Consider the following 26,532-nt stretch of genomic DNA (forward strand, 5'->3'; position numbering starts at 1 on the left):
CGTGGCCACGCCGCCCCGCGGCATCCGACAACGACGTACGAAGGAAGGCCCATGGCTCTGCCACTCGCCTCTGTCCAGCTCTACACACTCGCGAAAGAGTTCAGCGAGGACATGTCCGGATCGCTCGACAAGCTGGCTGCGATCGGCCTGCGCAACGTGGAGGCGTTCGATTTCGTGCGGCGTCCCGACGAGATCCGCGCGGCCCTCGACGCCAGCGGCCTCGCCTCTCCCACCGGCCACGCGCCGCTGCTCTCGGACGAGCTCTGGACCCCGGACGGCTCGATCCCGACCCCCGCTCCCGAGGTCGTCTTCGAGGCGGCCGCGAAGATCGGCATGACGACGGTCATCGACCCGTTCGTGCCCGCCGAGCGCTGGCTCACCGAAGAGGGTGTCGCCGACATCGCCGAGCGCATGAACCGCGCCGCCGAGAAGGCCGCGGAGTTCGGCCTGACGGTCGGATACCACAACCACGCGCAGGAGTTCGTGGCGGACTTCGGCGGTCAGACCGCCTACGAGCGCTTCCTCGAGCTGACCGACGACCGCGTCGAGATCGAGCTCGACCTGTTCTGGGCGCTCACCGGCGGCCAGGACGTGCCGGCGCTCGTGAAGAGCCTCGGCGACCGGCTCGTCGCCGTGCACGTCAAGGACGGCATCGCCCCGGCATCCAACCCGTGGGCGCCCGGCGCCGACGCGTTCGGTTCCGACTCGCTCGAGCAGCTGCGCGCCGGCACGGGCGACGTGCCCCTCGCCGAGTCGCTGCAGGCGGGCACGGGCATCAAGTTCGCCGTCATCGAGTACGACAAGGCTCCCGGCGACGTCTTCGAGGACATCGCGGCCTCGTACGTCTTCCTGAAGGACGGCGGGTTCATCGCATGACCGGTCCCGTCGGAGTCGGCATCGTCGGTGCCGGTGTCATCAGCCAGACCTACCTCGAGAACCTCACGTCGTTCCCCGACGTGAAGGTGGTCGCGATCGGCGACCTGATCCCCGAGCGCGCGAAGGCGAAGGCCGAGGAGCACGGGGTGCCCTCGTGGGGCACGCTCGAGGACGTCCTCGCCAACCCCGAGGTCGAGCTCGTCGTCAACCTCACGATCCCCGAGGCGCACATCGCGGTCTCGGCGCAGGCGGTCGCCGCCGGCAAGCACGTGTGGACCGAGAAGCCGCTGGGCCTCGACCGCGAGGGTGCTCGTCAGCTGCTGAAGGATGCCGAGGCTGCGGGTGTCCGCGTCGGTTCGGCGCCCGACACGATCCTCGGCCCGGGTTTCCAGACCGCGAAGCGCGCGATCGCCGAGGGTGTCATCGGCACCCCGCTGTTCGTGCAGACCGCGTTCCAGACGCAGGGCCCCGACCTGTGGCATCCCGAGCCCGCGTTCCTGTTCGCGAAGGGTGCCGGCCCGCTGCTCGACATGGGTCCGTACTACTTCTCGGCCCTCGTCAGCCTGCTGGGGCCCATCGCCGGCGTCGCCGCGCGCGGGTCGCGGTTCCGCACGGAGCGTCACATCCACACCGGTCCCCGCGCGGGCGAGACCTTCCCCGTCGAGGTGCCCTCGTCGGTGCAGGTCCTCTCGACCTTCGAGGGCGGCCAGCACGGCACGCACCTGCTGAGCTTCGACTCGGCGCTCGAGCGTCACGGCGTCGTGGAGATCCACGGCACCGAGGGCTCGATCGTGCTGCCCGATCCCAACCGCTTCGAGGGGCGCACGGCGTACGTCAAGCCGCTCGGTGTGTTCCGCGACGGTATGAAGACCGAGCAGGAGTGGATCGAGGTCGAGCAGCAGGGCACGGTCGTCGGCCGCGGCCTCGGCGTGCTCGACATGGTGCGGGCCGTGGCAGAGAACCGGCCGCACGTCGCGACCGGCGAGCTCGGCTTCCACGTGCTCGACGTGCTGCTCTCGGCGCAGGACTCGGCCGAGACCGGCCAGTACCTCGAGATCGACAGCACGGTCGCCCCGGTCCCGCCGGTGCCGGTCGACTTCGACCCCTTCGCCCGCACGCTCTGAGCCGCTGACGCGACGACGGCCCGGACCCTTCAGGGGGTTCGGGCCGTTCGTCGTCCGGTCAGCGCGGCTGAGTCGCGCGGACGCGGAACCAGAGGCTCAACTCGCGTGCCGCCCGCAGGGTGGCCGACGGGTCGCCGTGCGCTTCGAGGTCGTCGAACGTGTCACGGAAGCCTTCCGGCGCCTCGGCGTCCGGGGTCGTGATGGGTTCGAAGCCCATGGTCCACTCGGCGAAGTTGCGCTCGTCGATGAACTCGTCGATCAGCACCCGGAGGTGGTCGTGGCGGGGGTCCCGTTCGATCTCCGCCATCGTGTCGCGGACGGCCTGTTCGGGGCCCTCGAGGATCTGGATGAAGCGGCCGTTCCGGTACAGCAGCATCCCCGTCACGAAGCCGTCCTCGACGCGCGCCCAGACCGTGCCGGGGGTGGGATGGTGGTGCTCAGGCACAGCGGGGACCTCACAAGCTCGTGGTGCTGACCTGCCACGCTAGGTGAGGGCTCCGACGCTCGCGCGGGCTTGACAACCCGCCCGCGCTCCCGTGGTGCTCGGGCGCTGTGCTCAGCGGTAATTGACGAACTGGAGGTCGACGTCGAGGTCGGCGGCCTTCAGCATCCGCTGCACTTCCTGCAGGTCGTCGCGGGACTTCGACTGCACTCGCAGCTCGTCGCCCTGGATCTGCGCCTTCACCGACTTGGGGCCCTCGTCGCGGATCATCTTGCTGATCTTCTTCGCGTCCTCGGAGGAGATGCCCTCCTTGAGGGTCGAGACGATGCGGAACTCCTTGCCTGAGGGCTGGGGCTCGCCGGAGTCGAGACTCTTCAGCGAGATGCCGCGCTTGATCAGCTTCGACTGGAAGACGTCGAGCACCGCCTTGGCGCGCTCGTCGCTGTTCGCCTTGATGAGGATCGACTCGCCGCTCCACTCGATCGAGGCGCCGGTGCCCTTGAAGTCGTAGCGCTGCTCGACCTCCTTGCGCGCCTGGTTGAGCGCGTTGTCCGCCTCCTGGCGATCGATCTTGCTGACGATGTCGAATGAGCTGTCGCTGGCCATGCGTTCGAGGGTACCGCCGGAGGATCGTTGCGCGCCCGTGACCCGGGACGGATAGCGTCGAGGTATGGATCGTCGGGGGAAGATCATGCTCGGTATCGCCGGGGGGTCGGTGGTGGGCCTGCTGGCTCTCGCCGCGCCCGCTGTCATCGGGATGATCCCGACCGACGAGGTGGTCGCCGAGGCGCCGCCCACGTCGGCGGCACCGCCGCGGACGGCGACACCCACGCCCACGCCCGTGCCGACGCGGCTCGCGCCGCTCCCCACGCCCGTCGAGACGACCCCGGCGCCCGAGAGCAAGTGCCTGGGCGTTCCCGCGGGCACGGACCGCGGCGACATCTCGCCCGGAGCGACCGGCGTGGTCGAGCGCTCCAATGGGAAGGGCCTCGCGACGGTCTACCGGGTGGTCTCGGGCGACTCGTACTGGGCGATCGTCGAGCGCTTCTGCCTCGCCAGCGCGGACTTCAACAGCGCGAACAACTTCGGCGGTGCCGGCGACATCTACGCCGGCGACTACCTCGCCGTCCTCGCCGAGGGGCAGCCCGAGGCCCTGGCACTCAACGAGGCGGCCAAGGGCGGCTACCGCACGCATCAGGACTGCGACGCGATCGCGCGCATCTCCCTCGCAGAGCCCAACGCGAAAGGTCGGATCCCGGTCAGCATGTCGGGCACGGTCGTCGACACCGGGAAGGGCGAGTACGCCGAAGGCCCGGTCGAGAAGGTCGACGGCAAGCCCACGTTCTACACCGTGCAGCCGGGGGACACCTACCGCGGCATCGGCGACCGCTTCTGCGTCGACGCGATCACCGTGCAGGCGCTCAACGAGGCGGGCGGACCGGAGCGCGTCCTGCAGCCCGGCGACCGCGTGCAGTTGCGGCCGACGAGCCGCACGATCGCGGCGCAGGACTGACGTTCCGCGCGTCGCCGCATCCGTCGTCGCGTCCGCCCGTAGCTGTAGCCTGACGGGGTGACCACGCCCGCCGTCCCGCTCCTCGCCCAGCGCGCGTGGGGCATCGCCGCCGTCGCGCTCGTCGTGCTCTCGGTGCTGCCGACCCTGTTCGTCCTGCTGCTCGCCGCGACCGTCGACGAGCAGTACGGCTGGCTCCTGATCCCCGCCTTCGCCCTCCTCGTCGGCGGCGGGTCGGTCGCGATGCTCACCGGCATCGTCGGTCTCGTCTTCGCTGGCATCCGCCGCCGCGGGTTCCTGTGGCCCGCGATCGGCACGGCAGCGGGGATCGGTCTCGTCGGCACCGCCTCGCTCATCCTGAACCTCGGCGCCTGACGTCGGCGGAGCCGCGGCATCCGCCCCTTCGTACAATGGGCTGATGCGGCCGCTGACAGAGGACCAGTTGCGCGACGTGCTGGTGAACGCGACGAAGGACGAGCGGGAACGCCTCGAGCCGCCCCACGACTTCCCGCTGCTCGAGTGGGATCACCTCGACTTCCTCGCGTGGCGCGATCCCACGACCCGCAGCCGCGGCTACGTCGTCGCCGAGATCGACGGGCACCCGACCGGCATCGTGCTGCGCGCCGCGAACGGCGCGACGCAAGGTCGCTCCGCCATGTGCAACATCTGCCACACGATGCAGCCGGGCAATCAGGTCACGATGTTCACCGCTCGACGGACCGGGGATGCCGGTGACCGCGGCGACAGCGTCGGCACCTACGTGTGCGCCGACCTGACCTGCCACGACAACGTCCGCATCGCGGGGCCGCTGGCTCCGAGCGAGATCCGGGCGAGCGTGGATCGCCGCATCGACGGCACCCGCCACCGCCTCGAATCCTTCGTCGAGCGCGTCGCGTCGGCCGCCTGACGCCGCGGTTTTCGTCACGCCCGCGGGGAGGGTAGAGTAGGGGATCGCGCCTCCGGTCGACTGCACAAGCCGGGCGGGTGCGCACCTGGCGAGTTACCCAAGCGGCCAAAGGGATCTGACTGTAAATCAGACTGCATTGCATTCGGGGGTTCGAATCCCTCACTCGCCACCACGAAGGGCTGCGGAGATCTCCGCAGCCCTTTCCCGTTCCCGGGGTGGACGCCGCGCGGTGGAGGCGTACGCCGACGTCGCGCAGATCCACCAGGAGAGCGCCGACGAGCTGCCGGTGGTCGTCCTCCCCGGGTGATGTCCTCCACACCCCGGTGACGCGCCGCCACCCCTGTGGACATCCGAGCTGCTCATCGGCCGGTCTGACAGGATGGGGGCGAGCGCGGGGGAGGCCTCCGCCGAAGGGATGTCGAGGATGAGCGAACCGATCACCGCCCCCCGTTCGAACAAGATCTTCCGCGCAGCGATCTGGGTCGCGATCGGCGCCCTGATCGCCGCGGCGATCGTCTGCGTCGTGTGGGTGCTCCTCGGGGACTCGAACGGCATCGTCGGGCGAGCGTTCCTGACGATCCTGCTGCTCGCGGCCTTCGCCGGGATCTCGATCCTCGAGGCATCCCTCGCCAGCCGTCGCCCCGCGTGGTTCGCTCTCGCGAGCATCGTGTCGTGGGTCGTCGCGCTCATCATCGGCGCGTTCATGATCTGGATGCCGGAGGCCGCCGGCGACTACGGCGTCGGCGCCGAGCGCTTCTTCAAGTTCCTGCTGATCCTGCTGATCCTGCAGGGCGCGCTGCTGCACGTCCGCCTCTACGCGAAGGCCTTCGCCCGTTACCAGACCACCTTCACGAGCATCGTCACCTACGTGACGATGGGCCTCGTCGTGATCCTCGCGATCATGCTGATCATCCCACTGATGCTCGAGGAGTTCATCGAGTTCCGCGAGATCTACTGGCGTGTGCTCGTGTCGGTCGCGATCCTCGCCGCCGTGGGCACGGCGCTCGTCCCGCTCGTGAACGCCCTCTTCGCCCCGAAGAAGGAGCGTCCGCAGGTCGCGGCACCCTACGGCGCGCAGGCGTACGCCACGTCGGGTCAGCCCGATGGTGGTGCGTACACGGCGTCGGCCACGGCGCCCGCGCAGGCGTGGCCCACGTACGCCGACGGTCGGACGCCCCTGCCGGTCATGCCCGACGGCAGCCCCGACTGGAACGCGTACTACACCGGCTGGCCCACCTACCCGCAGCAGCCCTACGGCGCCACGACGCCCGACGGAGCGTCGGCTCCCGAGGCGGCCCCGGCAGCTCCCGCTGCTCCCGCTGCTGCGCCGGCGCCCGCATCCGCGCCGGACGCGCCCGCTGCTCCGGATGCTGCCTCGCCGCAGGTCCCGCCGGTGCCGCCCCTCCCGGGCGCGCCCGACGCGCCCCCGGCGCCGCCCGTCCCGCCGCAGCAGCACTGAGCCTCAGCGCGACAGCATCTCCAGGGCCGCCATCGCGGCGTTGTGGCCGCCGATCCCGCTGACGGCGCCGCCGCGCCGGGCGCTCGACCCGCACAGCAGAACACCCTCGACACCGCTCGAGACCCCCCACCGATCCGCGGGGGTCTCGAGCGGTTCGTCGTCCACGGCCCACGGCCACGACAGGTCGCCGTGGAAGATGTCGCCGCCCAGCATCCCGAGATCCCGCTCGAGGTCGGCCGTCGTTCGCGCCTCGACGCACGGCGAGCCGTCCGGTGCGCGGTACAGCACGTCGGCGATCGGTTCAGCGAGCACCGCGTCGAGCGAACGCTGCGCGGCGGCCCACAGGGCGTCCCGGTCGACGGCGCCCTCCGCGACGAGCCGGTGCGGCACCTGCAGTCCGAACAGGGTCAGCGTCTGCGCACCCGAGGCCCGCAGCTCCGGCCCGAGGATCGACGGGTCGGTCAGGGAGTGGCAGTAGATCTCGGCCGGCAGCGGTTCCGGGATGCCGCCCTCCGCCGCCCGGTCGTAGGCGGCATCCAGCTGCGACAGCGTCTCGTTGATGTGGAACGTCCCCGCGAACGCGGCGCGGGGATGCACCGCCGTGTCGCGCAGACGCGGGAGTCGCGAGAGGAGCATGTTGACCTTGATCTGCGCGCCCTCGGGCGTCGGGGCTCCCGTTCCCGCGGCGCCGCCCGCGCGGAGGAGGCGGTCGAGGACCGCCGCGCCGACGCCGCTGAGGAGCACGCGGGCACCGAGCCGCTCGCTGTCGGCGAGGACGACCTCGCCGTCCGGCGACGCCGCGATGACCTCGGCGCCGGTGCGGATCTCGGCGCCGGCAGCGCGTGCCGCCCGCTCGAGCTCGCCGCTGACCGCACCCATGCCGCCGACCGGGACGTCCCAGTCCCCGGTCCCGCCGCCGATGACGTGGTACAGGAAACACCGGTTCTGGCGCAGGGAGGTGTCGTCCGAGCGCGCGAACGTGCCGATCAGTCCGTCGGTGAAGGCAATACCGCGTGCGACGTCGGTCTGCAGGTAATCACGAAGGAACTCCGCGAGCGGACGGGCGGTCACGGCCTCCCACAGGGCGTCGTCGCCGACGGCCGCGCGGGCGTCGCGTTCCCGCTGCAGCGGCGCGGTCACGGTGGGGAACAGCGCCGCGCCGAGCGGGGCGAGACGCTCCGAGAAGCGCGCGAACCGGCCCGCTTCGTCGGCGTCGCCGGTGGCCCGCGCGAAGCTCGCGGCGGTGGCCGCGGCATCCGCGTTGTCGATGAGGATGCCCCGGCTCGGGTCGTCCGGCAGGGGCGTGTACGACGAGTAGCGCCGGCGTTCCAGGCGGATGCGCAGCCCCAGGTCGTCGATGACGGTGCGGGGGAGCAGGCTCACGAGGTACGAGTAGCGCGAGAGGCGCGCGTCGACGCCCGCCCACGGCCGTTCCGACACGGCGGCGCCGCCGACGTGGTCCTGTCGCTCCAGCACCGTGACGGTTCGTCCTGCTCGGGCGAGGTAAGCGGCGGCGACGAGGGCGTTGTGGCCTCCGCCGATGATGACGACGTCGCGGCTGGCGCTCATGGTGCCCAACCTAGCGGCGTAGCGTGGAGGGATGGATGCCGCTGCGCTCGCCGACCTCGCCCTCGACATCGCCCGCGAAGCCGGCGCCCTCGCCCGGCAGCGCCGCGAGGAAGGTGTGGCCATCGCCGCGACGAAGTCCGCGATCGCCGACATCGTGACCGAGGCCGACCGCGAGGTCGAGGCGCTCATCCGTGCGCGGCTCGCCGCCGAGCGCCCGGACGACGGCTTCCTCGGCGAGGAGTCCGGTGCCGAGCGGGGCACCTCCGACATCACGTGGGTGGTCGACCCGATCGACGGCACGGTGAACTACGCCTATGGGATGCCGCACTACGCCGTCAGCATCGCCGCGGTCTCCGGTGAGCCCACACCGCCCACCTGGACGGCGCTCGCGGGCGTCGTGCACAACCCGGCGGTGGGGGAGACGTTCCACGCCGTCCGCGGCGGCGGCGCCTGGCGGGGCGAGCAGCGCCTCGCGGTGTCGCCGGTCGGCGAAGCCGGCGGGCTGGTGGCGACCGGATTCGGGTACGACCCGAAGCACCACGAGGGCGACCTCGCCCGCGTCGCGGCGGTCATGCCGCTCGTGCGGGACCTCCGCCGTGCCGGCGCGGCCTCGCTCGACCTCGCATACGTCGCGGCGGGGCGCCTGGACGGCTATTTCGAGCGCGGTCTGCATCCGTGGGACCACGCCGCGGGTGCGCTGCTGGTGACCGAGGCGGGCGGCCTCGTAACCGGTGCGCCGGACGGATTCCCCGGCCGCGAGATGACGGTCGCCGCCGGACCGGACCTCCTCCACAGGATCGTCGCTGCGATCGGGTTGTGAACGGACATGCCATTCTCAGCCCCGTCGTGTAGCGTGTTTATCTGATCGTTACCTTCGCTGCCCGAGCGGAGGATTCTGACCTTGCAGCCCGCGGCCCCCGCCGCTCTACCCGAGAGCCCGCACGTTTGACTTTCGAGACCTCCCCCACCGACGCGCCCGCAACGCATCGCGACCGGCATTCCCCTGTGTCCGGCGCCACGCCGCTGACCCGTGCGGAGCTTCGGCGCCGCGCCGCCGCCGCTCCGGCTGCGAGCGAGGCCGAGGTCGCCGCGGCGCAGGCTGTCGCGGCGATGGGCGAGGTCATCGCAATGGTCCAGGCGAGCGAGACCCCGGCGCTGCGCCGTCGTCGCGACCGTGCCGCCGCGTCGGCGGAGTCCACCGTCGCCGAGTCGGAATCCGCGAGCCGCGAGTCCGCGTCCCCCTCGATCGTCGAGTCGGTCGTCGCTGAGACCCTCGCCGAGGCGCTCTCGGATACCTCCGCCGCCACCCTTCCTCTTCGTCGCCGTACGCGCACCCCGCGGACGGCGACGGTCGTTTCGCCCGTCCCCGAAGCTCCGCGGGTGCCCCAGTTCCTCGACGAGACGATCGTCCTGCCGTCGGCGTCCTCGACCCACACCTCGCCGCAGGATGCGGGCCCCGCCGTCGACGAGTTCGAGTTGGCGGCGAAGGTGTTCTCCTTCACCGGTGAGACGCCCGTCCCGGTCGCCCGGGCCGCCGTCGACGCCGAGGAGCACGCACGGCGCACGACCCGCGTCCGCATGGCCGAGCAGCCGCGCCGCCCGCGACGTGGTCGCGTGCTGCTGAAGCGGGCTGCTGCGGCATCCTTCTCGATCAGCGTCGTGGGTGTCGTCGGTCTCCTCGCAATCGGGACGACCACTCCCGTCACCGCCGTCGGTGCGTTCGGTCAGGACGTGAGCGGCGACATCTCGCTCGCCGCCCAGGCCACGGACGCCGACGACCCCGAGATCCAGGCGTACGTCGCCGGCTCAGACGCCGGTGAGACGACGCTCGCCCGGTCGGGGGAGTACGACATCGAGTCCATGGCCGACGTGGCCGCCCAGTCCGGTGTGACGCAGTTCGCCGGCACGTGGGTGAACGACGAGACGGCCGCCGTGCAGTGGCCGTTCCCGGTGGGTGTGCCGATCTCGGCGCAGTTCGGTTCGAAGTCGTACCTGTCGAAGTTCTCGCGCCCGCACCGCGGCACGGACTTCACGCCGGGCGCCGGCGCCGAAGTCCACGCCGTCGCCGCGGGCACCGTCCGCATCGCGACCGAGGCCGGCGGCGACTACGGCGTCACCGTCGTCATCGACCACATCATCGACGGCAAGCTCGTCTCGACCCGGTACGGCCACATGCAGTACGGATCGCTGCGGGTCTCGCCCGGCGAGACGGTCGACGCCGGTGACGTTATCGGGCGGGTGGGGAACACGGGCAAGTCGACGGGTGCCCACCTGCACCTCGAGGTGCTGCTCGGCGGCACCACCCGGATCGACCCCGTGCCGTGGCTGGAGGAGCACACGGAGGGCTGACCCGTGACATCGGGGATGCCGCGACTCTGGTATCCTCTTCTAGTTGCCCGCGTGTGGGCAGCACGCCCCGATAGCTCAGTGGCAGAGCACTTCCATGGTAAGGAAGGGGTCGTCAGTTCAATCCTGACTCGGGGCTCGCAGCATCTCTCGGATGCTCGTGGCGGGGTAGCTCAGTTGGTGAGAGCGCACGACTCATAATCGTGAGGTCGCGGGTTCAAGCCCCGCTCCCGCTACGCAAAACCCCCGGCTCCACCCGGGGGTTTTGTTGTTCTCGTGTGCCGGGTGCGCGGGCCGATATGCTCGCCGCATGCTGCCAGGGCGCGCTCCACGAGCACTGGGTCTTCCCGGCCACGGCGCGGGTGATCGAACGCGCGAGGTGACGACATAGTTAGCCGGCGATCGTCGCTGTCCGTTGCGGCCACGGTCCTCACGGTCACGGTTCTCTCCGCATGCAGCGCCGGCTCTCCGCCGACGGGTCCTCTGTTCGAGGACGTCCCGGACGGGGCGCACGCCTATGTGTATGTGGCCAAGGGGCAGCCCATGGAGTTCACCGACGGCTTCGACACCTTCGCCGCACCCGAGGATTCCGACGTCGTCATCGAGTCGGTCCGATCGATCGGTGACTCCGACGAGGTCACTGTGATCGGCACGCTGCTCTCCGGTCCTTTGGGCGAGAACGGCATCTGGCAATCGTTCGACGCCTATCCGCCGGTCGAGGGACTCGATGGCGACACGTTCGAGGCGGCCGGGGCACGCATCCCCGCGGGGTCGGGGCACTATCAAATCCTGATCGGGCATCGCGGCGACCTCGCGAGGATGTCCGTCCGGCGAGGAGTCGAGGTCACCTACCGGATCGGGGACACGATATACCGGGACACGTTGCGGGCAGGCATCGTCATGTGCCCACCCGATGAGGAACAGGCATGCGGCGACGAGATGGACCAGCTCGTGGACGAGCTCGCCGACACCGGCTGAGCAGAGACTCGGGGTGTCGTGTCCGGGGTCAGCCCGCGGTGGACGCCCGCACCACCAACTCGGGCGGGAACACGGTCTTCGGGACCGCGTGCAGACCGTCATCAACGCGGGCGCCGGGCTCGGCGTGCTCGTGTCGGACCGGTTGCGCTGTTCGCGGACGAGCAGCGGGTCGGCATCGTCGCGGCGTGGCGCGCGCAGTGACGGGCGTGCTGCTCGTGTGGAGCACCCGCGTCTTCGTCGACAGCCCTGCGACCGGCGTCGGCGTCCTCGCGAGTCCTGACCGCGGCCTCGCGTACGCAGATGCAACAGATCCGGCCCGACACGCCGCTCCGCCGGGGCGGGCGTCGGCGTGTCGGGCCGGATCCCTTGCATTCGTGAACGGGTCAGAGGTCCTCGGGCGACAGGTCGCCCTCGCCCTCCTCGCCCAGTTCGACGACCACGGGGTCCTCACCCTGCGATTCGGGCTGGATGTCGCTCGCGGCATACGTCTCTTCGGGGTCCTCCGCCGGGGCGTCGTCGAGGGGGCGCCCCTCGAACTCCGCGTCGGCCGCAGCGGTGTCGCCGACGGTCGTGTCGCCGAGCGGCGCATCGGCCGGGTCGAGGCGGATGCCGTCGTTGTCGCCGGTCTCGGGTGTGCTCATGTCGCGGTCCTTCCTCGCGTGCCCGGGCGGTCGCACCGGGGCATCCACTCTGCGCTTCCTCGCCATCGGTCCGCAGGGGCTGTCGCCCACCGGGCGCCTCGGCTACCCTGCCGCGGTGACCACCCGGCTGCTCCTGATCTCCGACACGCACATCCCCGGCCGCGCCCGGCGCCTGCCCGACGCAGTACTGCGAGAAGCGGATGCCGCAGATCTCATCGTCCATGCCGGGGACTGGGTCGCGGCATCCGTCCTCGACGACCTGCGGCAGCACGGCGACGTCCTCGGGGTCTACGGCAACAACGACGGCGAGGACCTGCGCGCCGTTCTGCCGGAGGTCGCGCGCCGCGAGGTCGAGGGCGTGCGGATCGCGGTCGTGCACGAGACGGGGCAGAAGCAGCGTCGCGAGGAACGGATGGACGTCGCCTACCCGGATGCCGACCTCCTGGTCTTCGGCCATAGTCACATCCCGTGGGACACGACGACGCCGCGCGGGATGCGGCTGCTCAACCCGGGTTCGCCGACGGATCGCCGTCGGCAGCCTCACTACACGTTGATGACGCTGGAGCTCGCGGACGGCGGCATCCGCTCTGCCCGACTCCACAGCATCTGACGAGGTGCCCTGCAGGTGGGCTTCCTGCTGCTCGCACTGGCGGGCGGCTCGTTCGTCGCGAGCGGGGCCGCGGGCGCGTTCAGCGGCAAGGTCCCGGCGGTCGTCGTGGTGCGCGTCGGCATCCTGGCCGAGATCGTCGGCATCGCGTGGGCCGGGTTCATCATCGGACCGGATGCCGCCTGGGGCTGGCTCATTCCGGCGCTCGCCGTGTACGGGTTCGGCGTCGGACTCGCGACGGCGCAGCTCACCGGCGTCATCCTGCAGGATGTCCCGGTCGAGAAGTCGGGCCAGGGGTCGGGCATGCAGTCCACCGCGCGCCAGGTCGGCTCGGCGCTGGGCGTCGCGATCCTCGGGACCGTGCTGTTCACGACGACCGGAGGTGTGCTCGCGGCATCCCTCGACGACGCCGGCGTGCCCGCCGCGCAGGCCGACACCGTCGTCTCGGCCGTCGTCGATTCGGCCGGCGCCGCGATCGCCGGGTTCGAGGCGGACCCGGCGCAGGCGCAGATCGCGGATGCCGCGCGCACCGCGTTCTCGGACGGCACCCGCGCCTCGGCGCTGACCGCCGCGGGCTTCTTGGTGATCGGCCTCGGCGCGACCTACGCCCTGGGGTCGGGGCGCCGGCGCGAGGAGTCTCAGGAGTCGCGGCCGGCGGAGCGCGTCCAGGGGTCGTAGTCGACCTCGAGCGGCTCTTGCGGGGGCCGCTCGGGTTCGGGGACGTGCTGCAGGTTGACGCGGACGCGGTACCAGAGCGAGCTCGATCCGCGCATGCCGTCGACGAGCACGTCGGCGGGGGAGAGGCGGCGGGTGACGTCGGGATGCCGCGCCTTCCACCGCTCGAGACCTTCGAGGGCCTCGTCCTTCGTCGCGGCGCGCGAGATCTCGATGAGCGGCATCGTCGACTGGCGGCGCCCGGTACCGTCGCCGCCCCGGGGCGCCTTCTCCGCAGGCCCCAGGCGCTCGGCGAGGTCGAGCAACCGGTCGAGCGAACCGGGTGCGTCGTCGATGCCCGCGTGCGCGTCGCCGCGCTCGGCGAACAGAGCGGGAACCGTGCGCACCGTGAACGCCTCGGGACGGACCTCGCGCAGGTCGTCCCAGTCGACCGGCATCGACACGCGGGCGTCGGGGAGCGGGCGCACCGAGTAGGCCGAGGCGACCGTGCGGTCCTTCGCGTTCTGGTTGAAGTCGACGAACACGCTCTCGCCGCGCTCCTCCTTCCACCAGTGCGCCGTCGCGAGCCCCGGCGCCCGGTTCTCGACCTCGCGCGCGAATGCCTGCGCGGCCAGTCGCACCTGCGGATAGTCGTGGGCCCGGTCGGTGCGGACCAGGATGTGGATGCCGCGCGATCCCGACGTCTTCGGCCAGCCCACGAGCCCGACGTCGGCGAGCACGTCGCGCGCGACGAAGGCGACGTCGACGATCTGCGTCCAATCCACGCCGGGCATCGGGTCGAGGTCGATGCGGAGCTCGTCCGGGTGGTCGAGGTCGTCGGCGCGGACCGGATGCGGGTTGAGGTCGAGGCATCCGAGCCCCACCGCCCAGACCAGGCCCGCGGCATCCCGGATCACCGCCTCTTCGGCGCTCGTCCCCGAGGCGTAGCGGAGCGTCGCGGACGACACGAAGTCCGGCCGGTTCTCGGGCACGCGCTTCTGGAAGAACGCCTCCTGGCCGATGCCCTTCACGAAGCGCTTCAGCACCATCGGGCGGTCGGCCACGCCCCGGAGCGCGCCGTCGGCGACGGCGAGGTAGTAGTCGGCGAGGTCGCGCTTGGTGATCCCCGGCTCGGGGAACACCACCTTGTCGGGGCTCGAGAGTCGCACCTCGTGCCCGTCGACCTCGAGCGTGACCGCATCGTCCTTCTTCGCCATGCGCCCGGTCTACCCCGCCCGCGCCTGCCCCGCCACGGGGTTGCGGCGCGGGCAGGCGGCGTTCCCCTGTCGCAACACGCCGTGGGTGGGTGCTGTTCGTGACAGGGGAAGTCAGCGCGCGGCCAGTGTTGCCGCGACCTTCGCCGGCGCCGAGGTGTGCCGCCCGAAGACGTCGCGCTTCGTCAGCCGCACGACGGCCCACCCGGCGGCGCGCAGCGCGTCGTAGCGCTCGATGTCGTACGCCCACTGCTCGGCGTCGAGAAGGTGATGCTCGCCCTCGTACTCGATGGCGACGCGGGCTTCGGAGTACACCAGATCCGGCGTTGCCACGACACGGTCATCGACGACGACGGGGTGGTTGAGGAGAGGTTCCGGCAGCCCCGCGTCCAGCAGGGCGAGCCGCAGATGGCTCTCGGGTCGCGATGCCGCCCGGGTCCGGAGGCGCGGCAGGGCCGCGCGAAGTGAGCGGATGCCGACGCGTCGACCGCGTTCGATCGTGATCGCGAGGTCGTCGAGAGTCGCGAGGGGTCGCGGCACGCGCCATGTCCGCACGACGGCGTCACCCGCGGCCACGAGGTCGCGCTCCGACCGGAGAATCGCGCCGAGTGTCGCCCACGTCGTCGCAGGGTCGGTCACGCGGAGCCCTGTCAGGGGATCGACCACGAACCGCGCGCGGCCCGCGACGAGCTCATGGCCTCGCACGCCCGCGCAGCGCGGCAGTCGCCGCGGCCCCTCGACGCACACGTGCACCGGGGCGTCCCGGAGTACCCCGGGCGGCAGGGGGATGTCCCAGATGGAGGCCGCGGTGAGGTGACTGAACGCCTCGTGCGGAGCCATCCTCCCGGCGTACTGCCGCGCGCGGAGGAGGTGCGCGGCCTCGGCGGCGCCTCGCGGCATCCCGAGCCGGTCCAGCCCGGGGTCGGCGTGACCTCCGTGTCGTCGTTCCCGAACGCCGTGGAAGGGCCGCGCGAGGTCGCCCCGGCGCAACCGGCTCGTCGAGACGCCGGCTTGACGAGCCGCCGTTACCGAGAACCGCTCACCGAGCGACGGAGGAAGGCTGTGCACCCGTCGAGCGTGGCGCAGGGGGCGACGGCCGAGCGGAGTCACGGTGCCTCAGGGGAGCAAGGGGGCACGGGGTCTGCACTGTGGAGGACTCCTCGCCTGTCACGAAGTGCAGCCGGCCGCGGCGAGTTGTGACAGGGGAGCGCGGGGGGTGGCGGATCGCTCGCCGTTCACCTGTCGCAAAGCGCGGAGCCCGACGGCGTGTTGTGACAGGGGAAGGCCGGAGCAGGGGAAGCCGGAGCGGGGTGTCTACGATCGAGAGGTCCCGTCCGGCATCCCTCTGGAGGTCCCATGTCCTTGCCCGTGTCCGGCACGGCCGCACTCGACCACGCCGCCGACCTGGCCGACTTCGTCGCCGCCTCGCCGTCGAGCTACCACGCCGCAGCCGAGGTCGCCCGTCGACTGCGCGAGGTCGGCTTCCGCGAGCTCGACGAGCGCGAGGCCTGGCCGGCGCAGCCCGGTGGCAGATTCCTCGTGGTCCGCGACGGTGCGGTGCTCGCCTGGATCGTCCCGGAGAGAGCGGATGCCGCGACCGGCGTCCACGTCTTCGGGGCCCACAGCGACTCACCCGCCCTGAAGCTCAAGCCGCGCCCCACGACCGGGTCGCACGGATGGCTGCAGGCCGGCGTCGAGGTCTACGGCGGGCCGCTGCTGAACTCCTGGCTCGACCGTGAGCTGCGCCTCGCGGGTCGCCTCGTGCTCGACGACGGCACGAGCGTCCTCGCCGCGACCGGACCGCTCCTGCGTCTGCCGCAGCTCGCGATCCACCTCGACCGCGAGGTCAACGACGGGCTCGCCCTCGACCGGCAGCGGCAGACCCAGCCGGTCTGGGGTCTGGGCGACGCCGACTCGGCCGATCTCCTCGGCGAGCTCGCGGCGCAGGCCGACGTCGACGCGACCCGCATCCGCGGATACGACGTGGTCACGGCGGATGCCGCGCGCGGCGCGGTCTTCGGCAAGGACGATGCGTTCTTCGCCTCGGGGCGGCTCGACGACCTCGCGTCGGTGCACGCCGGTGTCGTGGCGCTCGCGCGCGCGGCGGACGGGTTCGACGGGGAGCGCATCGCGATGCTCGCCGTCTTCGACCACGAGGAGGTCGGCTCCGCCACCCGCTCGGGTGCCGCCGGGCCCTTCCTGGCCGACGTGCTCGAGCGGATCCAGCTGAGCCTCGGTGCCGACCGCGAGCAGCAGCTGCGCGCCCTCGCGTCGTCGTGGTGCGTCTCGAGCGATGTCGGTCACGCCGTGCACCCCAACTACGCCGAGAAGCACGACCCCGTCGTCCAGCCGCGGCTGGGCTCCGGCCCGATCCTCAAGATCAACGCGAACCAGCGCTACGCGACCGACGGCGCCGGGGCCGCCGCGTGGCACGGCTGGTGCGAGACCGCCGGTGTCGGCTCGCAGGAGTTCGTCTCGAACAACGCGGTGCCGTGCGGCTCGACCATCGGTCCGATCACGGCGACGCGACTGGGCATCGCCACGGTCGACGTCGGCATCCCGATCCTGTCGATGCACTCGGCCCGCGAGCTCGCGGGCGTCACCGACCTGTACGACCTCGCCCGTGTCGCCGAGGCGGTCTTCACCTCCTGAAACGGCGGATGCCGCGGGCCCGCCGACGTCGTGTCGGGGACCCGCGGCATCCGGGGGCGTGCGGGGGTCAGTACCAGCCGTTGGACTGGGAGTGGCCCCATGCGCCGCAGGGGCTGCCGTAGCGGCCGTCGATGTAGCCGAGGCCCCAGGCGATCTGCGTCGCCGGGTTCGTCTTCCAGTCGGAGCCGGCGCTGCCCATCTTGCTGCCGGGCAGGGCCTGCGGGATGCCGTAGGCGCCGCTGGAGGAGTTGTAGGCCTGGTAGTTCCAGTTCGACTCCTTGTTCCAGAGGGAGACGAGGCACGAGAACTGGTCGTCGCCCCAGCCGTAGTTTCCGAGCATGCTGCGCGCGGTCGCCTGCGCGGCGCCGGCGGACGTGCCCGAGGCGGCGCGCTTGGTCGTGCCGGCGGAGCTCGACGAGCCCGACGACGACGAGCCGGAGGAGCTGGACCGGGATGCCTCGGCCGCGGCAGCTTCTTCGGCGGCCTTCTTCTCGGCAGCGGCCTTCGCCGCAGCCTCGGCCTTGCGCTTCTCCTCGGCCAGACGCTCCTTCTCCTTCTGGATGGCGGCGTCCAGGCGGCCCTGGAGCGCGCCCGTCTGCTCGTTCACCTCGGCGACCGCCTCTTCGACGGCGGCGGTGGCGTCGCGCGTGTCGAGCAGCAGCGGGAGGGCGGAGACGTTCTCGAGGTCCGAGACGGCCTGAGCGAGGTCATCGGTCTCGACCGTGGTGTCGTCCGTACCGACGTCCAGCTTCGAGGTCGCGATGTCCGCGGTGACCTTCTTCGAGGCTGCGACTGCGTCGTCGGCGCGGTCGAGGGTGGACTGGATCTTCGAGGCGGGGACCGAGGTGGCGACGCCGGCGGTGATCGAGTCGGGCAGTGCCTTCGTGAACGAGGCCAGCGCGATCGCCGGGGTCGATTCGGCACGTGCCGTGGCCGGAGCGGGGGCCATGGCGGTGGCGCTCGCGGCGATGGCGAACGCGGTGGTCAACGTCGTCAGGACGAGGACCGGACGGCGCCGGAGTCGGCGTGCGTCGGTGCGGGTCGTGCGGATGGATCGGCGGGTGGGGGTGGATGGCGTGTCTGTAGGCATGCAGAGAGAAAGGTTCCGTGTAGCGAGAACACGCTCCGATGGAGCGCGCGTGTCCGTTCGGGCGGGCACGAGTCGCCCACTCTGTCCCACGTTCCTGGGCGTTACCCGAACGTTACCTGGACAGTCACGTCGTCGACGGTGTCCGAAAAAGACCTGGTCACGATCCCTGGGAAGTTGCTGACGCCGCCCATCGAATGTCGTCAGCGATATATCGTTGGGTATCGGTCACCATCTGGAGGAGACATCATGAACAGCTCATTCGGCTCGCAGGGCTTCGGTTCGGGCGGCTTCGGCGGCGGCGGTCGCGGCTTCGGATCGGGGTCCCAAGGCTTCGACCTCAGCGGCCTCGGCGCGAATCTCATGGAGGCGTTCGAACAGTTCCGCACCCAGTTCGACCAGCGTCCCGCATCGCCCCGGATGAGCCGCGGCGACGTCCGCACCGCCGTGCTCGCCCTCCTCGCCGAGAAGCCGATGCACGGGTACCAGATCATCCAGGAGATCGACTCGCGCAGCGGCGGCTCGTGGAAGCCGAGCGCCGGCTCGGTCTACCCCACCCTTCAGCTCCTCGCCGACGAGGGCCTGATCGTCGCCGAGGAGGCGAACGGTCGCAAGACGTACTCGCTGACGGACGCCGGCCGGATGGTCGCCGAGGAGGCCGTGGGATCGGCCCCGTGGGAGACCGCCGCGCCGCAGAAGGAGCACCCGCACCGCGCGACCGCGCTGCCCAAGGCGGGTGTCGAGCTCGCCCAGGCCGCCGCGCAGGTGGCGCGCTCCGGCTCTCCCGAGCAGGTGGCACAGGCCGTAGAGATCCTCGACGAGGCCCGCCGCCGGCTCTACGCCCTGCTCGCGCAGGGCTGACCCGCGTGGCAGCACGGCGTCGGGAAGGCGACGACCTTCCCGACGACCGCGACGCACGGGCGCGCTACCGCCGCATCCTCCGTTTCGCCGCGAGGGCCCTCGTGGTCACGTGGTGGTTCGAGCTGTTCCTTCCCCGGATCGGTCTCGGCTGGATCGGCGTGCGCGGCCGTTCGGCGCGCATGCAGCGGATCGCCCGACGCTTCCACGCGCTCGCGATCGACCTCGGCGGTCTCATGATCAAGGTCGGGCAGTTCATGTCCTCGCGCCTCGACGTGCTGCCGCCCGAGATCACCAAGGAGCTCGAAGGTCTGCAGGACGAGGTCCCCGCCGTCCCGTTCCCGCTCATCCGTGCCGAGGCCGAAGGCGAGCTCGGGGTCACCCTCGACCGCGCGTTCGCCGCCATGGAGACCGTGCCGGTGGCCGCGGCATCCCTCGGCCAGGCTCACCGCGCACGACTGTCGTCGGAGGACGCAGCCCTGACCGGGCTGGACGCCGTCGTCGTGAAGGTGCAGCGCCCGGGCATCCAGGACATCGTCGACACCGACCTCGCAGCACTCCGCCGGGTCGGCAGGTGGCTGAGCCACGTACGGATCGTGTCGGACCGCGTCGACGCGCCGCAGCTCGTCGAAGAGTTCGCCGAGACGAGTCTCGAGGAGATCGACTACCTGCACGAGGCCGCCAACGGCGAGAGGTTCGCGGCGGACTTCGCCGGCGACCCGCGCGTCGGCGTCCCCGCCGTCGTCTGGGAGCGCACCTCGCGGCGCACCCTGACCCTCGAAGACGTCACGGCCATCAAGATCACCGACCACGAGTCGCTCCGGGCCGCCGGCATCGATCCCGCCGAGGTGGCGCAGGTGTTCGCCTCCGTCATGTTCGACCAGGTGTTCACGCACGGGTTCTTCCACGCCGACCCGCACCCGGGCAACATCTTCGTCACGCCGATGCCGACGACGGATGCCGCGGGTCCCGCGACCCCGCCGTGGCGGCTCACGTTCATCGACTTCGGGATGATGGGCGAGGTCCCGCCGAGCCTGCGGACCGGTCTCCGCCGCCTCATGATCGCCGTCGCCGCGCGCGACGGCGTGGCCCTTGTGCAGAGCATCCGCGATGTCGGCGTCCTGCTGCCGAGTGCCGACACGAGCGAGCTCGAGCGCGCCATGACCCAGCTGTTCGCGCGCTTCGGCGGGATGGGCTTCGCCGAGCTGCGCGAGGTCGACCCGCGGGAGTTCCGCGCGTTCGCGATCGAGTTCCAGGACGTCGTGCGGACGCTGCCGTTCCAGCTGCCGGAGAACTTCCTGCTCATCGTGCGCGCCATGTCGCTGACCTCGGGTGTCTGCAGCGCCCTCGACCCCGCGTTCAACCTGTGGGATGCCGTCGAACCCTACGCGTCGCGTCTCGTCCGGGAGGAGGGGCGCAACGCCGTGACCGACGTGCTGCGGCGCGCGGTGACCTCGCTGACGACCGCTTCGCGCCTGCCGGGCCGCGTCGACGACCTGATCACCCGCGTCGAGGACCATCGCATCACCCTGCCCGACCCGGCGCTGGAGCGTCGCGTCGCGCGGCTCGAGCAGCTCGGCCGTCGCACCCTGTCGGGCATGCTGTTCGCCGGCCTTCTCGTCGGGGGCGCGGTGATCCGCCCCGATGATCCGGTGCTCGGCGGTGTCCTCATGACGGGGTCGCTCCTGCCGCTCGCGCACGCCGTGCTCGCGGGGGTCTTCGGCCGCCGCTGGTGAGCGGGCGCCGGCGCCTAGGATGAGTCGGGCGCACCGGTCCGCTGGTGGCGGTGCGCGGAGGAGGCGGCATGGCCGGCAATCGCAGGACCTGGGTGCTCGTCGACGGGGAGAACATCGACGCCACCCTGGGCGGATCGATCCTCGGCCGGCGTCCGCAGCCCGATGAGCGGCCGCGGTGGGACCGCATCCTCTCGTTCGTCGCGGACAGCTGGAACCAGGATGCCCGCGGGCTCTTCTTCCTCAACGCGTCCATCAACCTGCCGATGTCGTTCGTGCAGGCGCTCCTCGCCCTCGGCTACCAGCCCGTGCCGCTGTCGGGAGACCCGGACGAGAAAGTCGTCGACCTCGCCATCCAGCGCACCCTCCGCGCCCTGCAGGACCACGGCGACGACGTCGTCCTCGTCAGCCACGACGGCGACTTCGTCGACGACCTCGGCGTCCTCGCCGACGGCTCGCGCCGTGTCGGCGTGCTCGCCTTCGAGGAGTTCCGCAACGCCGGCTTCGCCCAGATCCCCGGCATCCGCTTCTTCGACCTCGAGTACGACGCCGGAGCCTTCGACGCTCAGCTGCCGCGCGTGCGCATCATCCCGATCGCCGAGTTCGACCCGGAGCAGTTCCTGCGCTGAGCGCGCTCAGGCGAAGCGGACCCAGTTCGCGCCGCGGCCGGTCTCGTACCGGCCCTGCAGGTGCAGGTCCGCGCCGTCGACGCGGTAGAGCGAGACGGTCGTCGAGCGCTCGCCCGCCGCGACGAGCAGCGTGCGGTCGTCGCTGACGGCGAAGCCGCGCGGCTGCTCCTCGGTGACGACGAAGCCGGTCGGTTCGGAGAGGGAGCCGTCCGGCGCGATGCGCAGGGCCGCCAATGTGCTCGCGGTCCGCTCCGAGGCCCACACGACGCCGTCGGTGAGGTGGATGTCGGCGCCCCAGACGTAGTGGTTCTCGCGGGGGTCCTCGTCGATGACGCTGTGACGGAGCTTCTCGGACGGGTCGTGGGCGGGCGTCGACGACAGCAGCTCGAGCGTGCCCGCCGCCGGGTCGCGCCGGTAACGCAGGACTTCGCCGGTGAACTCCGTCAGAACGTACAGGGTCTGCTCGTCGTCGCCGAACGCGAGGTGACGCGGGCCGCTGCCGGTCGGAGCTGCGGCCACCGGCGGGTCGAGCGGGGTCAGCGCGAGGTCGTCGCCGAGCGAGAACTGCGCGATGAGGTCGCTCTCGAGCGAGACGAAGTAGGTGTGGCGGCCGTCGCCGCTCGCGATCACCGAGTGCAGTCGCGGGAAGCGGACCTCGGCGGCGGGCGGGCTGACCACCCCGTACGCGTCGACGGCGCAGACGATCCCGTACCCGCCGGAGTACGCCGCGCCCAGCAGCACCGAGCCGTCCCGCGTGAGCGAGAGGTAGTTCATCGCGCCGCCGGGCAGCGGCACGCGGGTCAGCGGGGTGAGGTCGCCCGTCTCACGGTCGAGGGAGAGGGTGAGGATGCCGGCATCCGCGTTCTCGTCGTCGGCCTTGACCGACGCGTAGACGAGGCCGCGCTCGGGGTCGACGGCGAAGTTCGAGCATCCGGTGGTGCCGGTCGTGACCGACAGGCGCTCGAGCCCCGCATCCGTCACACGGAACGTGCTGATCGAGGATTCACCGGCATTGGCCACGAGGACGAGCGATGGGGACATGCTTCGATCGTAGGCCGAGGCTCCGCGCGGGCGTCCGCCGGGCCGGGAGTAGGGTCGAGGCATGCGTTTCCTGTCGGGCCCCGCCTCGTGACCACGACACCCCCCGTCGCCCGCACCCCCCGCTACTACCTGGGCGCACTGGGCATCGGCCTGCTCGCCGGGCTCATGTCGGGCATGTTCGGCGTGGGCGGCGGAACGGTCATCGTGCCCCTTCTGCTGACGCTGCTGGTCTTCGATCAGAAGCGCGCCGCCGGCACCTCGCTCGCCGCCATCGTGCCCACCGCCACGGTCGGCGTCGTGTCGTACGCGGCCGTCGGGGCCGTCGCCTGGGTGCCTGCGCTGATCCTCGCCGCCGCCGCGGTCGTCGGCGCGCAGATCGGTACGTGGCTCCTGGCCCGCCTGCCGCAGAACGCGATCCGCTGGGGCTTCATCGCCTTCCTCGTCGTCGTCATCGTGATGCTCTTCATCGTCGTGCCGTCCCGCGAGGCGGAGTTGCCGCTGACGTGGCTCACGGGAACGGGCCTGGCCGTGCTCGGTGTCTTCACCGGCGTGATGGCGGGGCTCCTCGGGGTGGGCGGCGGCGTCATCGTCGTGCCCGCGCTCATCTTCCTTTTCGGCACGAGCGACCTGGTGGCCAAGGGCACCTCGCTGCTCATGATGATCCCGACCGCGATCTCGGGGACGATCGGCAACCTCCGCCGCCACAACGTCGACCTCGTCGCCGCCGGCGTGATCGGCGTCGCCGCGTGCACGACCACCGCCCTCGGCGCGTGGCTTGCGACCCTCGTCGACCCGTTCACGGCGAACGTCCTCTTCGCGGTCTACCTGACCTTCATCGCCGTGCAGCTGTCGATCAAGGCCGTGCGGGCCCACCGCGCCCGCTGAACCGGGCCGGCGCCGGACCCGGACGGTAGGATCGACCGGTGCCCGTGAATCCCGAGTTGCAAGGTCGCGCCTTCCCGCCGACCGCCCCGTACCTCGTCGGCCGCGAGAAGGTGCGCGAGTTCGCCCGCGCGGTGTTCGCGATCGACCCGCAGCACGACGACCCCGAGGTCGCGCGTTCCCTCGGCTACGCCGACGTCGTCGCGCCGCCGACTTTCGCGATGGTGATCCAGGACGCCACCCTGCAGCAGCTGCTGAGCGAGCCGGACTCCGGCATCGTGCTCGAGCGCGTCGTGCACGCCGAGCAGCGCTTCCGCTACACGCGGCCCATCGTCGCAGGCGACGAGCTGACGGGACGCCTGACGGTCACCGGCATCCGCGCCTTCGGGAAGGGTGCGATGGTGACGAGTGAGGCCGAGATCACGGATGCCGCCGGTGACCACGTCGTCACCGCGACCTCCGTCCTGCTGGTGGGAGGCGACGAATGACCGCCGTGGGCCCGAACCTCGAGGTCGGCGCGGTCGTCGCCGAGCGCACCGTGCACCTGACCCGCGCCGCGCTCGTGCGGTACGCGGGCGCATCGGGGGACTTCAACCCGATCCACTACAACGACGCCGTCGCCGAGCGCGTGGGGCTGCCAGGTGTCCTCGCCCACGGCATGCTCACGATGGGCCTCGCCGTCGAGACGATCGTGTCGTGGCTGGGGGACTCCGGCCGCATCCTCGACTACGGCGTCCGCTTCACGCGCCCCGTCGTCGTCGACACCGATGCGGGGGCCGACGTCTCCGTCGTCGCCAAGGTCGGCGCGATCGAAAACGACGCCGTGCGCATCGACCTGACCGTCTCGCACGACGGCACGACCGTACTCGGCAAGGCGCAGGTGCGCGTGCGCGCGGCATCCTGATGCCCGAGATCGCCCCCGTCCCGCTGTCGCAGCTCACGACGCTCCGCGTCGGTGGGACGCCGCGCCGCATGGTCGAGGCCACGACGACCGATGAGCTCGTCGCCGCCCTCCGCGACGTGTGGGACGACGGCGACCGCTGGCTCGTCGTCGGCGGCGGGTCGAATCTGCTGTTCGGCGACGACGAGTTCGACGGCACCGCCGTCCTCGTGCGGACGAGCGGCATCGAGCGCCTGCCGTCGCCGCACCCCGGCCGCGTGCGGCTGAAGGTGCAGGCCGGTCACAACTGGGACGACCTCGTCGCGCAGACCGTGGCCGCAGGACTCAGCGGCATCGAAGCCATGTCGGGGATCCCCGGCACCACCGGCGCCGCCCCCATCCAGAACGTCGGCGCCTACGGTCAGGAGATCGTCGAGACGCTCGTCGAGGTCGAGCTCATCGACGAGGCGACCGGCGAGGTGTCGGTGGTCCCGGCATCCGATCTGGGACTCGGGCTCCGCACCTCGGTGCTGAAGAAGCATTACGGGTCGGTCCCCGAGCGCTCCGCCGTCATCCTCTCGGTCACGCTGGAGCTCACGCAGGTCGGTCACGGCGACGTCCCCGTGCGCGGCGCGCAGCTGCGGTCGGCGCTGGGCCTCGAACCGGATGCCGCGGTCTCGCTCGCGTGGATCCGCGAGACGGTGCTCGACATCCGCTCCCGCAAGGGCATGGTGCTCGACGAGGATGACCACGACACCTGGAGTGCGGGATCGTTCTTCCAGAACCCGATCGTCTCGGCGCAGTTCGCCGCGACGCTCCCGCCCGAGGCGCCGCGCTGGTCGATGGCGCCCGAGCCCGAGGCCGACCGCGTGATCCCGCTCGACCGGTTCGACGGATTCATCCCGCCCCGCTCGGACGGCCCCGCGCCGGTCAAGATCAGCGCCGCGTGGCTCATCGAGCAGGCGGGGATGCGCAAGGGCTTCCGCCTGCCGGGCTCGCGCGCGTCGCTGTCGACGAAGCACGCGCTCGCCCTCACGAACCGCGGACGCGCGACCGCAGAGGAGGTCGCCGCGCTGGCGCGACTCATCCAGCAGCGCGTGCAGTCCGAGTTCGGGGTGCTGCTGCAGCCCGAGCCGGTGCTTTTCGACGTCGAGCTCTGACCCGAGCCGTCGACCTCGGTGGTCGACGCCTGGCGGGCGCGCGTCAGCCGAAGAGGCGCTGCAGGCGCTGGACGCCCTCGAGCAGCTGCTCCTCGCCGAGCGCGTACGACAGGCGCAGGTAGCCGGAGGGGCCGAAGGCCTCGCCCGGGACGACGGCGACCTCGGCGCGCTCGAGGATGTAATCCGCCAGCTCGAGCGACGTGTCGATGCGCACACCGTCCCACTCGCGCCCCAGCAGTCCCGTGACGTCCGGGTAGACGTAGAACGCGCCGAGCGGGTTCGGGACCGTGACACCGGGGATCTTCGCGAGCTCCGAGACGATCAGTCCGCGACGGCGGTCGAAGGCCTGGCGCATCTTCTCGGCCTCGTCCTGCGGGCCGGTGAGGGCGGCGAGGGCTGCGCGCTGCGCGATGTTGTTGACGTTCGAGCTGAGGTGCGACTGCAGGTTGCCGGCGACCTTGATGGCGGCGGCGGGGCCCACCATCCAGCCCACGCGCCAGCCGGTCATGGCGTACGTCTTCGCGACGCCGTTGACGAGGATCGTCTGGCCGGCGAGCTCGGGCACGGCCTCGACGATCGAGACCGCGCGAGCGCCTTCGTAGACGAGGTTCTGGTAGATCTCGTCGCTGATGACCCAGATGCCGTGGGCGAGGGCCCACTCGCCGATCGCCTTCGTCTCGTCGGCGGTGTAGACGGCGCCCGTCGGGTTCGACGGCGACACGAACACGAGCGCGGTCGTCTTGTCGGTGCGCGCGGCCTCGAGCTGGTCGACGGTGACCTTGTACTCCTGGTCGGCGCCGGCGAACACCTCGACGGGAACACCGTCGGCCAGGGCGATCGCCTCGGGGTAGGTGGTCCAGTACGGCGCGGGCAGCAGCACCTCGTCGCCCGGGTTCACGACCGCCTGGAAGGCCTGGTAGACGGCCTGCTTGCCGCCGTTGGTGACGATCACCTGCGACGGGGCGACCTCGAGGCCCGAGTCGCGCAGCGTCTTCGCGGCGATCGCCTCGCGCAGCACGGGCAGACCGGCCGCGGGGGTGTATCGGAAGTTGGCGGGATCGCGCAGCGCCTCGGCCGCGGCATCCACGACGAACTGCGGGGTCGCGAAGTCGGGCTCGCCGGCCGCGTACGAGACCACCGGTCGTCCCGCGGCCTGCAGCGCCTTCGCCTTCGCGTCGACCTTCAGGGTCGCGGACTCGGCGATCGCGCTGAGCTTCGTGGAGACGGCGGGCGTGCGGGGGGCGGCAGCGTGTTCGGTCACCCTCCGAGCGTACCGTCGGGCG

The 26,532-nt window shown here is 71.5% G+C and carries 28 protein-coding genes and 3 tRNA genes; 22 read left to right on the plus strand and 9 right to left on the minus strand.

Annotation, left to right across the window (positions count from 1 at the left end):
• The first annotated feature begins 51 nt into the window (after positions 1-51).
• Both Q9S36_RS12400 and Q9S36_RS12405 read left to right on the plus strand, forming a co-directional pair.
• Entirely contained in the window at positions 52-876 is an 825-nt protein-coding gene (locus Q9S36_RS12400; RefSeq protein WP_311285401.1) for a sugar phosphate isomerase/epimerase, read from the plus strand.
• Positions 873-2,000, plus strand: coding sequence for a Gfo/Idh/MocA family oxidoreductase (locus Q9S36_RS12405; protein WP_311285402.1), 1,128 nt, complete (start codon positions 873-875; stop codon positions 1,998-2,000). The genes Q9S36_RS12400 and Q9S36_RS12405 overlap by 4 nt, the downstream gene beginning before the upstream one ends.
• A gap of 58 nt (positions 2,001-2,058) precedes the next feature.
• On the opposite strand, the gene Q9S36_RS12410 is transcribed toward Q9S36_RS12405, so the two are convergent.
• Both Q9S36_RS12410 and Q9S36_RS12415 read right to left on the minus strand, forming a co-directional pair.
• Entirely contained in the window at positions 2,059-2,445 is a 387-nt protein-coding gene (locus Q9S36_RS12410; RefSeq protein WP_311285403.1) for a BLUF domain-containing protein, read from the minus strand.
• Positions 2,446-2,556: 111 nt separating this feature from the next.
• Positions 2,557-3,048, minus strand: a complete 492-nt coding sequence (locus tag Q9S36_RS12415; protein WP_217530714.1) for a YajQ family cyclic di-GMP-binding protein — start codon at positions 3,046-3,048, stop codon at positions 2,557-2,559.
• Positions 3,049-3,112: 64 nt separating this feature from the next.
• Here Q9S36_RS12415 and Q9S36_RS12420 point away from each other — a divergent pair, with 64 nt between their 5' ends.
• The 5 genes from Q9S36_RS12420 (at position 3,113) to Q9S36_RS12440 (ending at position 6,318) form a co-directional block, all read left to right on the plus strand.
• Complete coding sequence (locus Q9S36_RS12420) at positions 3,113-3,955, plus strand: LysM peptidoglycan-binding domain-containing protein (RefSeq protein ID WP_311285404.1); 843 nt, start codon at positions 3,113-3,115, stop codon at positions 3,953-3,955.
• 57 nt (positions 3,956-4,012) lie between these two features.
• A complete protein-coding gene (locus tag Q9S36_RS12425) occupies positions 4,013-4,327 on the plus strand; it encodes a hypothetical protein (RefSeq protein WP_311285405.1) in 315 nt (104 codons plus the stop codon).
• Between the two features lie 43 nt (positions 4,328-4,370).
• On the plus strand, positions 4,371-4,859 hold the full coding sequence (locus Q9S36_RS12430) for an FBP domain-containing protein (RefSeq protein WP_064002942.1): 489 nt from the start codon (positions 4,371-4,373) through the stop codon (positions 4,857-4,859).
• An 87-nt stretch (positions 4,860-4,946) separates the two neighbouring features.
• Positions 4,947-5,031, plus strand: a tRNA-Tyr gene (locus tag Q9S36_RS12435).
• Positions 5,032-5,283: 252 nt separating this feature from the next.
• On the plus strand, positions 5,284-6,318 hold the full coding sequence (locus Q9S36_RS12440) for a hypothetical protein (protein WP_311285406.1): 1,035 nt from the start codon (positions 5,284-5,286) through the stop codon (positions 6,316-6,318).
• Between the two features lie 3 nt (positions 6,319-6,321).
• On the opposite strand, the gene Q9S36_RS12445 is transcribed toward Q9S36_RS12440, so the two are convergent.
• Positions 6,322-7,887, minus strand: coding sequence for an NAD(P)/FAD-dependent oxidoreductase (locus Q9S36_RS12445; protein ID WP_311285407.1), 1,566 nt, complete (start codon positions 7,885-7,887; stop codon positions 6,322-6,324).
• A 31-nt stretch (positions 7,888-7,918) separates the two neighbouring features.
• Here Q9S36_RS12445 and Q9S36_RS12450 point away from each other — a divergent pair, with 31 nt between their 5' ends.
• The 5 genes from Q9S36_RS12450 (at position 7,919) to Q9S36_RS12470 (ending at position 11,211) form a co-directional block, all read left to right on the plus strand.
• A complete protein-coding gene (locus Q9S36_RS12450; protein ID WP_311285408.1) occupies positions 7,919-8,707 on the plus strand; it encodes an inositol monophosphatase family protein in 789 nt (262 codons plus the stop codon).
• Positions 8,708-8,892: 185 nt separating this feature from the next.
• Entirely contained in the window at positions 8,893-10,236 is a 1,344-nt protein-coding gene (locus Q9S36_RS12455; RefSeq protein ID WP_311285409.1) for a M23 family metallopeptidase, read from the plus strand.
• Between the two features lie 64 nt (positions 10,237-10,300).
• Positions 10,301-10,372, plus strand: a tRNA-Thr gene (locus tag Q9S36_RS12460).
• A 23-nt stretch (positions 10,373-10,395) separates the two neighbouring features.
• Positions 10,396-10,469: transfer RNA gene (locus Q9S36_RS12465), tRNA-Met, on the plus strand.
• A gap of 307 nt (positions 10,470-10,776) precedes the next feature.
• The gene (locus Q9S36_RS12470) at positions 10,777-11,211 is read left to right on the plus strand and encodes a hypothetical protein (RefSeq protein WP_311285410.1); all 435 of its coding nucleotides are present in this window, start codon (positions 10,777-10,779) and stop codon (positions 11,209-11,211) included.
• A gap of 383 nt (positions 11,212-11,594) precedes the next feature.
• On the opposite strand, the gene Q9S36_RS12475 is transcribed toward Q9S36_RS12470, so the two are convergent.
• Positions 11,595-11,852, minus strand: a complete 258-nt coding sequence (locus tag Q9S36_RS12475; RefSeq protein ID WP_217530731.1) for a hypothetical protein — start codon at positions 11,850-11,852, stop codon at positions 11,595-11,597.
• A 115-nt stretch (positions 11,853-11,967) separates the two neighbouring features.
• Between Q9S36_RS12475 and Q9S36_RS12480 the strand changes: the two genes are divergently transcribed.
• Together Q9S36_RS12480 and Q9S36_RS12485 are read left to right on the plus strand one after the other, a co-directional pair.
• Positions 11,968-12,462 carry a metallophosphoesterase family protein gene (locus tag Q9S36_RS12480; RefSeq protein WP_311285576.1) on the plus strand — a complete coding sequence of 165 codons (495 nt, stop codon included), beginning with the start codon at positions 11,968-11,970 and terminating at the stop codon, positions 12,460-12,462.
• Between the two features lie 15 nt (positions 12,463-12,477).
• The gene (locus tag Q9S36_RS12485) at positions 12,478-13,137 is read left to right on the plus strand and encodes a hypothetical protein (protein WP_396653749.1); all 660 of its coding nucleotides are present in this window, start codon (positions 12,478-12,480) and stop codon (positions 13,135-13,137) included.
• Here the strand turns inward: Q9S36_RS12485 and ligD are convergent.
• Positions 13,098-14,330, minus strand: a complete 1,233-nt coding sequence (gene ligD / locus Q9S36_RS12490; RefSeq protein ID WP_311285411.1) for a non-homologous end-joining DNA ligase — start codon at positions 14,328-14,330, stop codon at positions 13,098-13,100. The two genes, Q9S36_RS12485 and ligD, sit on opposite strands and share 40 nt — an antisense overlap.
• A gap of 111 nt (positions 14,331-14,441) precedes the next feature.
• Positions 14,442-15,395 carry a DUF559 domain-containing protein gene (locus tag Q9S36_RS12495; RefSeq protein WP_311285412.1) on the minus strand — a complete coding sequence of 318 codons (954 nt, stop codon included), beginning with the start codon at positions 15,393-15,395 and terminating at the stop codon, positions 14,442-14,444.
• A 288-nt stretch (positions 15,396-15,683) separates the two neighbouring features.
• Here Q9S36_RS12495 and Q9S36_RS12500 point away from each other — a divergent pair, with 288 nt between their 5' ends.
• Entirely contained in the window at positions 15,684-16,979 is a 1,296-nt protein-coding gene (locus Q9S36_RS12500; RefSeq protein WP_311285413.1) for a M18 family aminopeptidase, read from the plus strand.
• A gap of 67 nt (positions 16,980-17,046) precedes the next feature.
• On the opposite strand, the gene Q9S36_RS12505 is transcribed toward Q9S36_RS12500, so the two are convergent.
• Positions 17,047-18,069 carry a hypothetical protein gene (locus Q9S36_RS12505; protein ID WP_217530740.1) on the minus strand — a complete coding sequence of 341 codons (1,023 nt, stop codon included), beginning with the start codon at positions 18,067-18,069 and terminating at the stop codon, positions 17,047-17,049.
• Positions 18,070-18,315: 246 nt separating this feature from the next.
• On the opposite strand from Q9S36_RS12505, the gene Q9S36_RS12510 reads away from it, so the two are divergent.
• The 3 genes from Q9S36_RS12510 (at position 18,316) to Q9S36_RS12520 (ending at position 21,286) form a co-directional block, all read left to right on the plus strand.
• The gene (locus Q9S36_RS12510) at positions 18,316-18,927 is read left to right on the plus strand and encodes a PadR family transcriptional regulator (protein ID WP_064002954.1); all 612 of its coding nucleotides are present in this window, start codon (positions 18,316-18,318) and stop codon (positions 18,925-18,927) included.
• A 5-nt stretch (positions 18,928-18,932) separates the two neighbouring features.
• Positions 18,933-20,660 (plus strand): AarF/UbiB family protein, encoded by a 1,728-nt coding sequence (locus tag Q9S36_RS12515; protein WP_311285414.1) that lies wholly within the window; start codon positions 18,933-18,935, stop codon positions 20,658-20,660.
• Between the two features lie 68 nt (positions 20,661-20,728).
• Entirely contained in the window at positions 20,729-21,286 is a 558-nt protein-coding gene (locus Q9S36_RS12520; RefSeq protein WP_064002956.1) for an NYN domain-containing protein, read from the plus strand.
• 6 nt (positions 21,287-21,292) lie between these two features.
• Here the strand turns inward: Q9S36_RS12520 and Q9S36_RS12525 are convergent, their stop codons facing one another.
• Positions 21,293-22,327 carry a beta-propeller fold lactonase family protein gene (locus Q9S36_RS12525; RefSeq protein ID WP_311285415.1) on the minus strand — a complete coding sequence of 345 codons (1,035 nt, stop codon included), beginning with the start codon at positions 22,325-22,327 and terminating at the stop codon, positions 21,293-21,295.
• Between the two features lie 87 nt (positions 22,328-22,414).
• Here Q9S36_RS12525 and Q9S36_RS12530 point away from each other — a divergent pair, with 87 nt between their 5' ends.
• Genes Q9S36_RS12530 through Q9S36_RS12545 form a run of 4 tightly spaced genes read left to right on the plus strand, consistent with a single transcriptional unit; the run spans position 22,415 to position 25,249 of the window.
• Positions 22,415-23,212 (plus strand): sulfite exporter TauE/SafE family protein, encoded by a 798-nt coding sequence (locus tag Q9S36_RS12530; protein ID WP_311285416.1) that lies wholly within the window; start codon positions 22,415-22,417, stop codon positions 23,210-23,212.
• A gap of 38 nt (positions 23,213-23,250) precedes the next feature.
• Positions 23,251-23,697 (plus strand): MaoC family dehydratase N-terminal domain-containing protein, encoded by a 447-nt coding sequence (locus Q9S36_RS12535; RefSeq protein ID WP_311285417.1) that lies wholly within the window; start codon positions 23,251-23,253, stop codon positions 23,695-23,697.
• Positions 23,694-24,113 carry a MaoC/PaaZ C-terminal domain-containing protein gene (locus Q9S36_RS12540; protein WP_311285418.1) on the plus strand — a complete coding sequence of 140 codons (420 nt, stop codon included), beginning with the start codon at positions 23,694-23,696 and terminating at the stop codon, positions 24,111-24,113. Before Q9S36_RS12535 ends, Q9S36_RS12540 begins: the two co-directional genes overlap by 4 nt.
• Positions 24,113-25,249, plus strand: coding sequence for a UDP-N-acetylmuramate dehydrogenase (locus tag Q9S36_RS12545; RefSeq protein ID WP_311285419.1), 1,137 nt, complete (start codon positions 24,113-24,115; stop codon positions 25,247-25,249). Before Q9S36_RS12540 ends, Q9S36_RS12545 begins: the two co-directional genes overlap by 1 nt.
• A gap of 43 nt (positions 25,250-25,292) precedes the next feature.
• Here Q9S36_RS12545 and Q9S36_RS12550 read toward each other — a convergent pair whose 3' ends face one another.
• A complete protein-coding gene (locus Q9S36_RS12550) occupies positions 25,293-26,510 on the minus strand; it encodes a pyridoxal phosphate-dependent aminotransferase (protein WP_311285420.1) in 1,218 nt (405 codons plus the stop codon).
• Positions 26,511-26,532 lie beyond the last annotated feature (22 nt).

Source organism: Microbacterium sp. ARD31 (assembly GCF_031844425.1).